General features: G+C 65.1%; 13 protein-coding genes. 3 read left to right on the top strand and 10 right to left on the bottom strand.

Annotated features, from left to right (window positions below; all coding sequences use genetic code 11):
* Nucleotides 1-32: 32 nt before the first annotated feature.
* The gene (uvrC, locus tag BDW16_RS15735; RefSeq protein WP_066573968.1) at nt 33-1,949 is read right to left on the bottom strand and encodes an excinuclease ABC subunit UvrC; all 1,917 of its coding nucleotides are present in this window, start codon (nt 1,947-1,949) and stop codon (nt 33-35) included.
* A gap of 81 nt (nt 1,950-2,030) precedes the next feature.
* Between uvrC and BDW16_RS15730 the strand changes: the two genes are divergently transcribed.
* Together BDW16_RS15730 and BDW16_RS15725 are read left to right on the top strand one after the other, a co-directional pair.
* Nucleotides 2,031-3,350 carry an amidohydrolase gene (locus BDW16_RS15730; RefSeq protein ID WP_066573556.1) on the top strand — a complete coding sequence of 440 codons (1,320 nt, stop codon included), beginning with the start codon at nt 2,031-2,033 and terminating at the stop codon, nt 3,348-3,350.
* A gap of 88 nt (nt 3,351-3,438) precedes the next feature.
* Nucleotides 3,439-4,185: a class I SAM-dependent methyltransferase gene (locus tag BDW16_RS15725; RefSeq protein WP_066573555.1), complete on the top strand. Its 747-nt coding sequence runs from the start codon at nt 3,439-3,441 to the stop codon at nt 4,183-4,185.
* Nucleotides 4,186-4,232: 47 nt separating this feature from the next.
* Here the strand turns inward: BDW16_RS15725 and BDW16_RS15720 are convergent, their stop codons facing one another.
* The 8 genes from BDW16_RS15720 to BDW16_RS15685 form a co-directional block, all read right to left on the bottom strand.
* Nucleotides 4,233-5,228 carry an alpha/beta fold hydrolase gene (locus BDW16_RS15720; RefSeq protein WP_198585803.1) on the bottom strand — a complete coding sequence of 332 codons (996 nt, stop codon included), beginning with the start codon at nt 5,226-5,228 and terminating at the stop codon, nt 4,233-4,235.
* 53 nt (nt 5,229-5,281) lie between these two features.
* Nucleotides 5,282-5,869 carry an outer membrane protein gene (locus BDW16_RS15715; RefSeq protein ID WP_066573553.1) on the bottom strand — a complete coding sequence of 196 codons (588 nt, stop codon included), beginning with the start codon at nt 5,867-5,869 and terminating at the stop codon, nt 5,282-5,284.
* A 192-nt stretch (nt 5,870-6,061) separates the two neighbouring features.
* Nucleotides 6,062-7,918: a CHASE3 domain-containing protein gene (locus tag BDW16_RS15710; RefSeq protein WP_066573551.1), complete on the bottom strand. Its 1,857-nt coding sequence runs from the start codon at nt 7,916-7,918 to the stop codon at nt 6,062-6,064.
* Nucleotides 7,919-7,992: 74 nt separating this feature from the next.
* Entirely contained in the window at nt 7,993-8,613 is a 621-nt protein-coding gene (locus tag BDW16_RS15705) for a F0F1 ATP synthase subunit B family protein (protein ID WP_066573548.1), read from the bottom strand.
* Nucleotides 8,606-9,100, bottom strand: a complete 495-nt coding sequence (locus BDW16_RS15700; protein WP_066573545.1) for a F0F1 ATP synthase subunit B family protein — start codon at nt 9,098-9,100, stop codon at nt 8,606-8,608. The genes BDW16_RS15705 and BDW16_RS15700 overlap by 8 nt, the downstream gene beginning before the upstream one ends.
* Nucleotides 9,101-9,159: 59 nt before the next feature.
* Entirely contained in the window at nt 9,160-9,387 is a 228-nt protein-coding gene (locus BDW16_RS15695) for an ATP synthase subunit c family protein (protein ID WP_066573537.1), read from the bottom strand.
* Between the two features lie 47 nt (nt 9,388-9,434).
* On the bottom strand, nt 9,435-10,193 hold the full coding sequence (locus tag BDW16_RS15690) for a F0F1 ATP synthase subunit A (RefSeq protein WP_066573964.1): 759 nt from the start codon (nt 10,191-10,193) through the stop codon (nt 9,435-9,437).
* Nucleotides 10,194-10,256: 63 nt separating this feature from the next.
* A complete protein-coding gene (locus BDW16_RS15685; protein WP_066573535.1) occupies nt 10,257-10,574 on the bottom strand; it encodes an AtpZ/AtpI family protein in 318 nt (105 codons plus the stop codon).
* A 184-nt stretch (nt 10,575-10,758) separates the two neighbouring features.
* Here BDW16_RS15685 and radC point away from each other — a divergent pair, with 184 nt between their 5' ends.
* The gene (radC, locus tag BDW16_RS15680; RefSeq protein ID WP_066573534.1) at nt 10,759-11,451 is read left to right on the top strand and encodes a RadC family protein; all 693 of its coding nucleotides are present in this window, start codon (nt 10,759-10,761) and stop codon (nt 11,449-11,451) included.
* Between the two features lie 116 nt (nt 11,452-11,567).
* Here the strand turns inward: radC and BDW16_RS15675 are convergent, their stop codons facing one another.
* Nucleotides 11,568-12,083, bottom strand: a complete 516-nt coding sequence (locus tag BDW16_RS15675; protein ID WP_083954154.1) for an EF-hand domain-containing protein — start codon at nt 12,081-12,083, stop codon at nt 11,568-11,570.
* Nucleotides 12,084-12,288: the final 205 nt, after the last annotated feature.

The raw sequence follows: 12,288 nt of genomic DNA, 5'->3' as shown, positions 1-12,288 counted from the left end.
CTTACCGCATGAAGAAATCCCAAATCCGGTCATCAGCGCGCGTGATAGAAGTCGTAGACCTGCTGCGCCACCGCCGCGCTGACCCCTGGCGCCTTGCGCAGATCCTCAAGACTCGCGCCGCGCACCGCGCGCGCGGTGCCGAAATGCATCAGCAACGCCTTTTTGCGGGCCGGGCCGATACCCGGTACCTCGTCGAGCGGGCTGGCGGTGAGCGTCTTGGCGCGTTTCTGGCGATGCGCGCCGATGGCGAAGCGGTGGACCTCGTCGCGCAATTTCTGGATATGGAACAGCGCGGGCGAGTTGACCGGCAGCATCCGCTCGCTGCCGTCGAGCAGATGGAACACCTCGCGCCCCTCCCTCCCGTGATGCGGCCCCTTAGCGACACCGACCAGGCAGACGTCTTCGATCCCCAACTCCTCAAGCACGCTGCGCGCGGCGTTGAGCTGGCCGCGCCCGCCGTCGATCAGCACGAGATCGGGCCACACGCCTTTGTCGCGATCCGGGTCCTCCTCCTGCGCGCGGCTGAAGCGGCGCGTGAACACCTCGCGCATCATCGCGAAATCATTGTCGGTCGCTGCGGTCCTGATGTTGAACTTGCGGTACTGGCTGGTACGGAAGCCCTCCGGCCCGGCGACGATCATCGCGCCGACCGCATTGGTCCCCTGGATATGCGAATTGTCATAGACCTCGATCCGGTCGGGCGGCTCGGCCAGCCCGAACAGATCGGCAATGTCACGCAGATTCTTCGCCTGGGTCGTCGATTCGGCCAGCCGACGGTCGAGCGCCTCGACCGCGTTGCGCTCGGCCTGCTCCATTAGCCGGCGCCGCGCGCCGCGCTGCGGACGCGAAATCTCGACCTTAAACCCGGCACGTTCGCCCAGCGCCTCCGCCAGTAGCGGCGCCTCGGTCAGGTCGCGGTCCAGCAGCACCATCTTCGGCGGCGGAACCTCCTCGTAGAATTGCATGAGGAACTGGCTCAGCACCTCCTCCTCCGGCACCTCGGCGGTGTGCGCGGGGAAAAAGGCGCGGTGCCCCCAATTCTGGCCGCCGCGGATGAAGAAGGCCTGGATGCCGATCGTGCCCTGTTTGGCGGCAAGCGCGAAGATGTCGGCGTCGCCCACTCCCTCGGCATTGATCGCCTGCGACCCCTGGATGAAGGTCAGCGCCTTCAGCCGGTCGCGCAGCACGGCCGCCAGTTCGAAGTCGAGATTCTCCGCCGCGGCCTGCATCTGCTCGCCGAGCTTGGCCTGGACCTTGGTCGACTTGCCCGAGAGGAAGGCGCGCGCGTCGTCGACCAACTCCTCATACCCCGCCCTGTCGATGCGATAGACGCACGGGGCCGAGCAGCGACGGATCTGGTAGAGCAGGCACGGCCGATCGCGGGTGTTGAAGAAGCCGTCGGTGCAGCTTCGCAGCAGGAACAGCTTCTGCAGGGCGTTGAGCGTCTTGCGCACCTGCCCCGCACCGGCGAACGGGCCGAAATAGTCGCCCTTGATGCGCCGCGCGCCACGATGGAGCTGGACGCGCGGAAACGCGTGATCGCCGCGCAGCAGGATATAGGGAAACGACTTATCGTCGCGCAGCAGTACATTATAGGCCGGGCGGAAGCGCTTGATCAGCTGCGCCTCCAGCAACAGCGCCTCGGCTTCGTTGTTGGTCGTCACCACCGTCATCGACCGGGTCTGGGCGATCATCCGGCGCAGGCGGTTTGAGAGCTTGGCGGGCTGAGTGTAGTTGGCAACACGATTCTTGAGCGCGCGCGCCTTCCCCACATAGAGCACGTCGCCGCGCGCATCCTGCATGCGATAGACGCCGGGCCGCGCGGGCAGCGTCTTCAGCACATTGCGGATCGCCGCCACACCCGTATCGAGATCGGGCGTCTCCGACCCGCGCACGGCATAGGTCGCGGTTTCTTCATTGAAGCGATTGGGGGAATTGGGATCGGACATGCTGCGCGCGATGTAAGGCGATTGCGCGCGGGTTTCCATCTGATAGCTTTGAGACAAGCCAACATCGGGGGACTCAAAGTTATGCGTATGCTCGCCACCCTGCTCGCCACAAGCCTTTTCGCCGCACCCGCGCTGGCCGGGCCGGACTTCGCCCCCGCGGTGGACGCGGACTATGCCGCGCATCTCGAGAAGCTGTTCATCGATTTCCACAAGAACCCCGAACTGTCGTTCAAGGAAACCCGCACCGCCGCGATGATGGCGAAGGAACTGCGCGCGGTCGGCGGGATCACGGTGACGGAGGGCGTCGGCGGGACCGGGGTGGTCGGCGTCATGAAGAATGGCGATGGTCCGGTGGTATTGGTGCGCGCCGATATGGACGGGCTGCCGCTCAAGGAGGACAGTGGCCTGCCCTATATGTCGAGCGTCACACAGACCGATATCGACGGCGTGGTGAAGCCGGTGATGCACGCCTGCGGCCATGACGTGCACATCACCTCTATGATTGGCACCGCGCGCCAGCTCGCCAGAATGAAGGACCGGTGGAAGGGCACCGTGGTGTTCGTCGTCCAGCCGGGCGAGGAGCGGATCGACGGCGCTCGCCGGATGCTCGCCGACGGGCTCTATACACGCTTCCCCAAGCCCAACTACGCCGTCGCGTTCCACGTCACCGCGGGGATCCCGACGGGCAAGATCGGGCTGGAGCCGGGGATCAGCAGCTCTTCGTCCGATAGCGTGGATATCACGATCCACGGCATCGGCACGCACGGCGCGGCACCGCATCTGGGCAAGGACCCGATCGTGATGGGCGCCGAGATCGTGATGGCACTGCAGACGCTGGTGAGCCGCGAGATCGCGCCGCTGAAGCCCGGCGTAGTCACGGTCGGATCGTTCCATTCAGGGTTCAAGCATAACATCATCTCGGACAAGGCCGAGCTTCAGCTGACCGTGCGCTCGGACGATGAGGACACGCGCAAGAAGCTGCTCGACGGGATCAAGCGGATCGCCGCCAATGTCGGCCGCATGAACGGCCTGCCCGAGGACAAGCTGCCGCAGGTGAAGGTCGGGTTCGAATCGACCCCGGTAACGCTCAACGACCCCGAGCTGACCAAGCGCGTGCGCGGCGCGATCACCAGCGCATTCGGCGACAACATCATCCACTATGAGGAACGCGCAGGCATGGGCGCCGAGGACTTCGCCTATTTCATCCAGAAGGATCTGGGCGTCCCCGGCGCCTATTTCATCGTCGGCGGCACGCCGCAGGCGGAGATCGATGCGGGCAAGGCCGGCGGCAAGCCGGTCTCCGGCCATCATTCGCCCTTCTTCAAGATCGATCCCAAGCCCTCGGTCACGCTCGGCACCACCGCGATGACCGTCGCGGTGCTCGACCTGCTCAAGAAGTGACGCGGACCGGCGGCCTGTAGTTTGTCGAAAGGCGATTGCGGGCCGCCGGGCGGCTTCATAGCCTTCTCCCCATCACAGGGAGGATGCCATGAAACTTGCCGTCGCCGCCGCCATCCTGCTCGCCGCCGCCGCGCCGCTCGCCGCGCAGAAGGCGACGCCCGCGATCACCGCCGCGCTTGCCGACACGTCGCGCCCCGCCGACCACCGCGCCCGCGACGCCGCGCGCAAGCCCGGTGAACTGATCGCCTTTGCCGGGATCAAGCCAGGGGACAAGGTCGCCGACTTCATCATGGGCGGCGGCTATTGGACGCGCATCCTGTCGCCGCTGGTCGGGGCGAAGGGAAAACTCTACGCCTATCAGCCCGACGAGTTCATCAAGTTCCGCGCCGCCTATGCCGACGAGCAGAAGGCCGCAGTTGCGGGCCTTTCCAACACCGTCGCGCTCAGCGAGAGCCTCGCCGCGATGAGCTTTCCCGAAAAGCTCGATGCGATCGTGACCGTGCAGAACTATCACGACCTGTTCCTCGCCCCCTTCCCCAAGGGCACGGGCGAGGCGGTGACGCGCAAGCTCTACAATTCGCTGAGGCCCGGCGGGGTGCTGCTGGTGGTCGATCACGTCGCCAATGCCGATCCGGAGAACAAGGCGCCGACCGCGCTCCACCGCATCGACCCGGCGGTCGCGCGGCGCGAGCTGGAAAAGGCCGGCTTCCGCTTCGCCGGCAAGCTCGATCTGCTGCGCAACCCGGCCGATCCGCACACGGCGGGGGTCTTCGACCCGTCGATCCGCGGCAAGACCGACCAGTTCGTGTTCAAGTTCGTGCGGCCGCGCAGCTGATCCGGCCTCCGGCGCTGCTCCCGCTCGGGAACAGCGCCTTGCGGGCCTCACTGCCAGTCGACGCGGCCTTCCTTGCCGTCGAGGAACGGGCGGACGGTCCGCACCAGTTCGGGCGCGAGAAAGATGTCGTAATGGGTGCGGCCGGGCAGGATCGCGAGGCGGTGCTTCGTCACATGTTCGCGCTGCCACCCGCCGTCGCGCTGACCGCCGCCGAGCAGCTTGAAAAACTCGACGCTCCCCTCGGGCCGCCACATATCGGCGTCGCCTACTACCAGCATCACCGGCATGGTCAGCGCCTTCACCTGAGCCGACCAGTCGAAGTCGCGGCGCATCAGGTCACCCATCTGATCGAGCAGGCGCGGAAAATCCTCGGGCTTGGGCGCGCGCGCGACATAGCCCGTGTACATCGGTGTCTCCTTCATCATCGGAGCCATCGCCGCGGTCAGCTGGCGCTGGATCGGCACCATCTCGGGCTGGATGCCGGCGGTTGACAGTGTCATCGACACCAGCGCCAGGCGGCGCACGCGGTCCGGGTGCCGGGCAGCAAGCTGGAACGCGACCCCGGCGCCCATCGAATAGCCCATCACATCGACCTGCTTGTAGCCGAGCTTGTCGAGCAGGATGCTCATGTCGCTGCCCATCGGCTCGATCGCAATCGGGCGGGTGCCGAGCGGAGTGCGGCCATGACCCTGGAGATCGACCGCGATCACCTGGCGCCCCTCGGCGAGCGCGGGCAGGATCGGCGCGAACATGTCGATCGAGCCGAGTCCGCCATGGAGCAGCAGCAGCGGCTCGCCCTGCCCGCGGATCTCATAATAATAGGCGATGCCCGCGACTTCGACGGTGCCGGAGCGGACCGGTGTGGGTTGGGCGGCCACGGCGGGCGTCGTCTGGGCGTGAGCAGCGAGCGGCGTGGCCAATGCGGCGGCGGCGAGCAGCAGGTGCGAGCGGATCGTTGCGAACATGTCTTCGTCTCCCGGTTCGGCGCGCAACTTCTGTGCGCCTTCATAGGGACGACGAACGACGATCGCCGTAATCGACACGCGATCCGAAAAAAGTTTCGCCCGCGCGGCAGCACCCCGCGCGGGCGAAACGATCAGAAGCGGACGCCGAGGCCGACCGTGCCCTGATGGCGGTGGCCGGCAAAGCCGCTATAGTCCGAATAGCGATATTCGGTGCGGACTAGGAACTTCCCGATATCGAGCTCGACACCGGCGCCGACGCGATAGCCGTCGCTGTTTCCGGCATAGGCCATGTCCGGCTTTGCCGGGGTTCCGAGATTGTCGGAGCTGCTGCTGGTGCGCGCGTTGGTGTAGCCGGCCTTGCCGTAGACCATCAGGTTCGGCGCCACGACCGCGCCGATACGGGCCCCGGCATAGAGATCGCGGCCCATGTCGTAGCAGTTCCGCACGCTGGTCGCGCCCGAGGTGCTGGTGTAGCAGTTGCCGGTGGTCGTTCCGGTCACCTCCGCCTCGACACCGTAGCGCAGGCTGCCCGATCCCAAATCGTAGGTGACCGCGCCGCCATAGACGAAGCCCGTCGGATCGTTGCTGCCCCCGTTCGAGTGATCGACGCCGCCAAGGGCGACGATGCTGGGGCCGGTGAAGGGTTCGGCATCTTGTGCCGCGGCGGGGACCGCGATCAGAACGGCGGGCAGAATCAAGGCTTTGGCGAAATATCGCATGATGTTGCTCCTCATGGTTGGGGTGCCGGCAAGGGGACCGGCTAGGGGTACGCGATTGCTCCTCGAGCGGACTCGGCCGCTGCATATCGGCCAGGAGCGGTGGTCGTTTCGGAGCCGGGCCGAAGTAGGACAGAATTACGGCATGCGAAATTTAACCCGCCGCAAGGCTGAACCTCAGATCAACGGCAGGTGTCAGGCGTCGAGGACTTCGCGGACCTTGAGCGCCAGTTGCTGCACTGTGAAGGGCTTCGCCAGGAAGGCGACGTCATGGTCCAGCATCCCGTTATGGACGATGGCGTTGCGGGTGTAGCCGGTGGTGTAGAGCACCTTGAGCCCCGGCCGGGCTTCCCGCGCCCGATCGGAAAGGACGCGGCCATTCATGTCGGGCATGACGATATCGGTAAACAGCAGGTCGATCCGCGGCTGGATCTCGAGCACGGTCAGCGCCTGATTGGCGTCGGACGCCTGAACCACGACATAGCCGAGCTCGCGCAACGCATCGACCGACATGTGCCGCACGCCTTCCTCGTCCTCGACCACCAGGATGATTTCGTCGTCCTTCGCACGTGGCAGCGCGTCAGGCGACAGCGGCACGCCGGGCGTTTCGGCTTCGCCGAAATGGCGCGGGAGGTAGAGCTTCACCGTCGTGCCGACACCGGGCTCCGAATAGATCTTCACATGCCCGCCCGACTGCTTCACGAAGCCGAAGACTTGGCTGAGTCCGAGCCCGGTTCCTTTTCCGACGCCCTTGGTTGTGTAGAAGGGATCAAACGCGCGCTCGATCACCTCGGGCGGCATGCCGGTGCCGGTGTCGGTAACCGACACCATGACATATTGCCCCGACAGCACCTCTGCATGGGCGGCGGCATAGGCATCGTCGAGATGCGTGTTCGCGGTCTCGATCGTCAGCCGTCCGCCGCCGGGCATCGCATCGCGCGCATTGACGCACAGGTTGAGCACCGCATTCTCGAGCTGTGCCCCGTCGATGAAGGCCGGCCACAGCCCGCCTGCCAGCACGGTCTCGATGCGAATATTCTCGCTGATCGTCCGACGCAGCAGTTCGGACATTCCGCCAACCAGCTTGTTGGCATCGAGCGCCTTGGGCGCAAGCGGTTGCTGGCGCGAGAAGGCGAGCAACCGCGCGGTGAGCTGTGCGGCACGCTCGGCGCCCTCCATCGCGTTACCGATACCCTCCAGCGCCTTCTTCGGATCGCTTTCGAACCTCCGCTTCGCCATGTCGAGGCTGCCGATGACGATCGCGAGCATGTTGTTGAAGTCGTGCGCGACCCCGCCGGTCAGCTGACCGATCGATTCCATCTTCTGCATCTGCCGCAGCTGCGCCTCGACCGCAGCGCGGCTCTCCGCTTCGTCGGTGATCTTGCGATTCGCCTCGAGCAGCGCCTGTCCCATCTTGATCGCGGCACGAGCACGACGGCGGGCGTCGCGGGTCGCATAGACGGCGAGAGCGAAGACCATCAACGCGCCGCCGATCAGCCAAAGCGTAAGCCAGCTCGACCAACTCGCCAGCGCTTCCGAGCGTGCAGTGAGCAGCCGGCTTTCCTCCGCCTTCATCGCGCCGATGATCGCACGGCACCGATCCATCAGCGTCTTGCCGACTCCCACGCGCACAACCTCAGCGGCGTGGTCGAAACGCCCCGCACGAGCCTGGGTCAACCCCACGGAGAGCCGTTCGACGCGTGCGACCGCGCACTGTTCCAATTGTCTCGCGGCGGCAAGCTGAATCGGATTGTCGGCCAGCATCGGCCTGAGCGCGGCAAGGTCACCGGCGAGCTGGCGACGGCCATCGAAATAGGGCTGAAGGTAGACGGGATCGCGCGTGACCAGATAGCCGCGCTGCCCCGTTTCGGCATCCTGCAGCCGCGAACGGATCGTGCTGAGCTGTTCCTGCACCCGCAGCGTGTGGACCACCATCCGCTGGGCACTCTGTTGCTGCTTGAAGAGAAGCAGCGTGCCAAACACCGCCACCGCGATCACCGCAAAGCCGATGATCAGCGCAATCAGTCCACGGTCTCGGCGCACTTCCCCCATGCTTTTGATAATACGCGAAAAAAAGGGCGCAGCAAGATGCCGCGCCCTCTTGTTCCGTTAGCGTCGCGCTAAGCCTAATTGAGCCGCGAAAGCCCCGCGATCGTGCTGTCGACCAGCGGCTTGTCGGCGCCCGCATCATGCTTCTGCGCGATGATCGCCGCCGCGGCCTTGGCAGCAGCTTCGGCGGTACGGGCGCGGACCTGATCGATCGCGGCGCGTTCGGCAGCGGCGATCTTGTCCTCGGCCATCTTGGCGCGGCGCTTGACCAGCTCGTCCGCATCGCTCTTGGCCTTGGCGACAAGCGCCTTCGCCTCTTCGTCGGCATGAGCGACCATCGCCGCCGCCTGCGTTTCTACGCCAGCGAGCTTGCGGGCATATTCGTCGCGCAACGCTTCGGCTTCGGTACGCAGCTGTTCGGCTTCGGCGAGGCGGGTGCGGATCGCCGCGATCTGCTTGTCGAGCATCCCGCCGATCAGCTTCGGCACGCCCTTCCAGAGTGCGACGAGAATGAGGATCGCCATCGCCGCCGCGACCCACATGGTCGCGTCGAGACCAAGCGCGGTCGGCTCGGCATGATGTTCGGCACCGCCCTTCGCCTCAGTACCGGCATGGGGCATGCCCTCAAGCTTGTCGGCGTTCTCCAGCCGGTTCGCGACCGCGGCCGAAGCCGGGGGCAAGGTGTGTGCATTAGCCATTGGCGATCACCGTCTTCACCGCGCTGCTGGCTTCGGCGGCAGTCGTCTTCACGCCCGACAGGCGCGCGACGATGTCCTGCGCCGCGTCCGCCGCGACCGATTCGATTTCCGCCAATGCCGCGTCGGTCGAGGCGGCGATGCGCGCCTCGTCCTCGGCCAGCTTGGCGTTCAGTTTCTCGGCGGCTTCGGCAAGCGACTTGGCGGTCGCCGCAGCGGCCTTGTCGCGCGCCTTCGCCAGCAGGGTCTGCGCCTGCTCGCGCGCCGCGTTCTCCTGCTGCCGCCAGGTTTCCTCGGCCGCATCGGCCTGGGCGCGCGCGGCTTCGGCAGCAGCGAGATCATCGGCCACCGACTTGTCACGGCTGTCGATCGTCCCCTGCACCTTGGGCACCATGCCCAGGCCGATGACGAAGAAGACGAAGCCGAAGGTCAGCAGAAGCCAGAAGATCTGCGACGCATAGGTTGCGGCGAGCTGGGATATCTGAGGCATCGGAATTCCCCTTCCGCCGCCGGACGGTTCCCCGCCCGGCGTGGAAGTTCAGACGAGTGTTAGGCGACGAAGATCAGCAGGACTGCAACGACGAACGCGAGCAGACCGAGAAGCTCGGCGGCCGCGAAGCCGATGAACATGTTGCCCTGCTGGCCAGCGGCCGCACCCGGGTTGCGCAGCGCACCCTGCAGGAAGGCGGCGAACACCGCGCCCACGCCCAGCGCCGCGAGGCCGGCGCCAACCGCCGCGAGACCTGCACCGAGGAGCTTTGCTGCTTCTGCGTCCATGATTCTAACTCCAGTTCTAAAAGTTCAGTGGTTCAACGGAAAACGGATCAATGATGTTCGTGCAGGTGCACGGCATCGTTGATGTAGAGCGAGGTAAGCAGCGCGAAGACATAGGCCTGCACGCCCGCCACCAGCAGTTCGAGCGCCGAAACGCCGATCATCAGCGCGAAGCTGGCCGCGCCCACCGGGATCGCCCAGCCGGTCGGGCCCGACATGATGATGAAGCCGGCCAGTACCTTGAGCAGGATATGGCCCGCGGTCATCGCGACGAAGAGTCGCAGCGCCAGGCTGAACGGCCGCACCATGAACGACACCATCTCGATCGGCACCACCAGCAGCAGAACCGGAATCGGGGTGCCATGGGGCACGAACAGCTTGAAGAATCGCAGACCATGCTTGCCGAAACCGACGATCAGCACGATCGAGAAGGACAGGATCGCCAGCACGCCGGTGACGGTGAAGTGGCTGGTCGCAGTGAAGGGGTGCACGCCGGGAATCAGGCCCAGCGGAAGCAGGCCGACGATGTTGGCGAACAAGATGAACATGAACAGCGAGAAAACATAGGGAAGGAACTTGCGCCCTTCCTTGCCGATATTCGCCTCAAGCAGCTTGTCGATGAAGCCGGTAAAGCCCTCAACCGCCATCTGCCAGCGGCCCGGCACGACCTGACGCTTCATCCCGCCGAGCATGAAGACCCACAACAGCGCCGCTGCCGCGATCAGCCACAGCGCGCTGTTGGTGAAGGCGATCTGATGTCCACCGACATTGAACATGTCGGCGATCGACTGCACCTCGAACTGGTGCATCGGGTCGATCTTGCCTGCTTCTTCAGCCACGTCCGCTTCCCATGTAACCGAAGCGCCCGAAAGTCATTTCGAGCGCTGGTTCGAAATCCGAATGATGTTCCTGAAGGCGCTGACGACCCCAAGGGTCAACATCACCAGCAGGAGCCAGGGAGAGGTGCCGAGGAAATAATCGAGCGTCCACCCGATCACCCCGCCTCCCAACAGCCCGCCGATCAGCTCGGCAAGAACCCGGTTGCCCAGACGATAGTTACGCCCGCTTTCCCCGTCGCCCTCGCCCTTGCGGATCGCCTCTTCGGATTGTGCCCGTGCCAGCCGCTCGTTGAGCGAAGTGACGCGCGCATCCTCCTTGAGGGGGTCCAGTCCGGGCTCGTTTTCGGTCATATCGTCTCTCCTGAGTGCCTGTGACACTAGGCTTAACGCATGTACCGAGCGGCGAGCCCGCCAAGGCACGCGCGCTTTAGAAAGGGGGGTGCCCCGAGTCAACCGCAGTGCAATATCGCGGTCACATGAAGCCGGGCCGAAGCCGCCCCTTCCCTGCCGGTCGCGTGCCGGATAGGCTCTCTATATGGGCGCATCCGATAGCGAGGGAATCACCGACGGGACCGGGCATCGCGCGCGCCTGCGCCAGCGCTTGCTGACAGATGGTGACGGGCTGCTCGATCACGAGCTGATCGAGTATCTGCTCGCCCTGGCGATTCCCCGTCGCGATACCAAGCCGCTGGCCAAGACGCTGATTCACGAATTCGGCGGAATCGCCGGACTGCTCACCGCCGATGCCAAGGCGATTGCGCGGGTGCCGGGCATGGGCGAAACCTCCATCGCCGCGCTCAAGATCGCACATACGGCCGCGTTGCGCCTCTTGCGCGGCGAGGTCGCGGCGCGGCCGGTGCTCGCCAACTGGCAGGCTTTACTCGACTACCTCCGCGCCGACATGGCGCATCACGCGATCGAGCGGGTACGCGTGCTGCATATGAACAGTCGTAACATTCTGATCCGCGACGAGCTGATGCAGGAAGGGTCGGTGGACGAGGCACCGGTTTATGTTCGTGAAGTGATCCGGCGAGCGATCGACCTGGGATCGGCAGCGATTATCCTGGTCCACAACCATCCGAGCGGCGACCCAGCCCCCAGCCGCGCCGATATCGAGCTGACGCGCAACGTGGTCGAGGCCGGCAAGCGGCTCGGCATCGCCGTCCATGACCACATCATCATCGGCACCGAAGGGCATTCGAGCCTGAGGTCGATGGGATTGATGTAGCCGGCGACAAGGCCGGGTGACGGCACGATTCATACGCACAGCGAGACGGCCGCCGGACCCGAGTCCGGCGGCCGCGGGGCGGGAGATGCGAGGTTCCCGCCCTGACGCGCTAGCGCTTACGAAGCCGAGGCGGGCGTCAGAAAGGTCTTGAGCTCATCCTTGTTCACAGCACCCGACTTGTCGGCGTCGGCCTGGGTGAGCGCAGCGCTCAGCCACTGTTTGTCGGCCGCGGATTCGCCCTTGAAGGCAGGCTCGCTCGCCGATCGCAGCGCGACCATCCAGCTGTTGAATTCCTCCGCCTTCAAATTGCCGTCAGCATCCTTGTCATAGGTTGGGAAACCCTGATCAACGACTGCCGCAATCTGGGTCGCGTTCGCCGGCTGCTGGCCCTGGGGCGCAGGCTGCTGCTCGGCTGTCCGCGCGGACTGTTCGGCGGGGGCCGTTGGTTCAGCGGGAGTCGCCTCCTGCGGCTGCTGAGCGGTCTCGGCGGGCTGTTCGGTCGCGACCGGAGCCTCGGCGGGCTTAGCCGGCTGTTCAGCCGGCGCCGGCGGCGCTTCCTGCGCAGGAACCTCCTGCGCAATTGCCGGAACCGAAATCATCACCGCGCTTGCAAGAAGAATGGATTTAATCATGGATTATCTCCTAATTCACTCCATCGACTACTCACTTGAGAAGCCTGGATCGAGTCGTTGATCTGCGAGCACTTAACCCGTTGTATATTTGTCACGTTCCATAGTTTATTTTCTCCGAGATCGATTTGACGACGAATAGCCTCAACTCACCGCACACCCGTGGTGAATTCGGGATGAAATGGTTGGGGTTATTTGCAGAGCGGGC

This window comes from Sphingomonas koreensis (assembly GCF_002797435.1).
Lineage (GTDB): Bacteria > Pseudomonadota > Alphaproteobacteria > Sphingomonadales > Sphingomonadaceae > Sphingomonas > Sphingomonas koreensis.
Note: the sequence above shows the minus strand (reverse complement) of the source record. Positions and strands in the feature narration are given on the sequence as shown.

Coding starts and splice junctions, on each gene's coding strand:
- BDW16_RS15685 (WP_066573535.1), bottom strand. CDS start 10,574: ATGACCGAAAACGAGCCCGGACTGGACCCCCTCAAGGAGGATGCGCGC.
- BDW16_RS15725 (WP_066573555.1), top strand. CDS start 3,439: ATGAAACTTGCCGTCGCCGCCGCCATCCTGCTCGCCGCCGCCGCGCCG.
- BDW16_RS15715 (WP_066573553.1), bottom strand. CDS start 5,869: ATGCGATATTTCGCCAAAGCCTTGATTCTGCCCGCCGTTCTGATCGCG.
- radC (WP_066573534.1), top strand. CDS start 10,759: ATGGGCGCATCCGATAGCGAGGGAATCACCGACGGGACCGGGCATCGC.
- BDW16_RS15710 (WP_066573551.1), bottom strand. CDS start 7,918: ATGGGGGAAGTGCGCCGAGACCGTGGACTGATTGCGCTGATCATCGGC.
- uvrC (WP_066573968.1), bottom strand. CDS start 1,949: ATGTCCGATCCCAATTCCCCCAATCGCTTCAATGAAGAAACCGCGACC.
- BDW16_RS15700 (WP_066573545.1), bottom strand. CDS start 9,100: ATGCCTCAGATATCCCAGCTCGCCGCAACCTATGCGTCGCAGATCTTC.
- BDW16_RS15705 (WP_066573548.1), bottom strand. CDS start 8,613: ATGGCTAATGCACACACCTTGCCCCCGGCTTCGGCCGCGGTCGCGAAC.
- BDW16_RS15690 (WP_066573964.1), bottom strand. CDS start 10,193: ATGCACCAGTTCGAGGTGCAGTCGATCGCCGACATGTTCAATGTCGGT.
- BDW16_RS15730 (WP_066573556.1), top strand. CDS start 2,031: ATGCGTATGCTCGCCACCCTGCTCGCCACAAGCCTTTTCGCCGCACCC.
- BDW16_RS15695 (WP_066573537.1), bottom strand. CDS start 9,387: ATGGACGCAGAAGCAGCAAAGCTCCTCGGTGCAGGTCTCGCGGCGGTT.
- BDW16_RS15675 (WP_083954154.1), bottom strand. CDS start 12,083: ATGATTAAATCCATTCTTCTTGCAAGCGCGGTGATGATTTCGGTTCCG.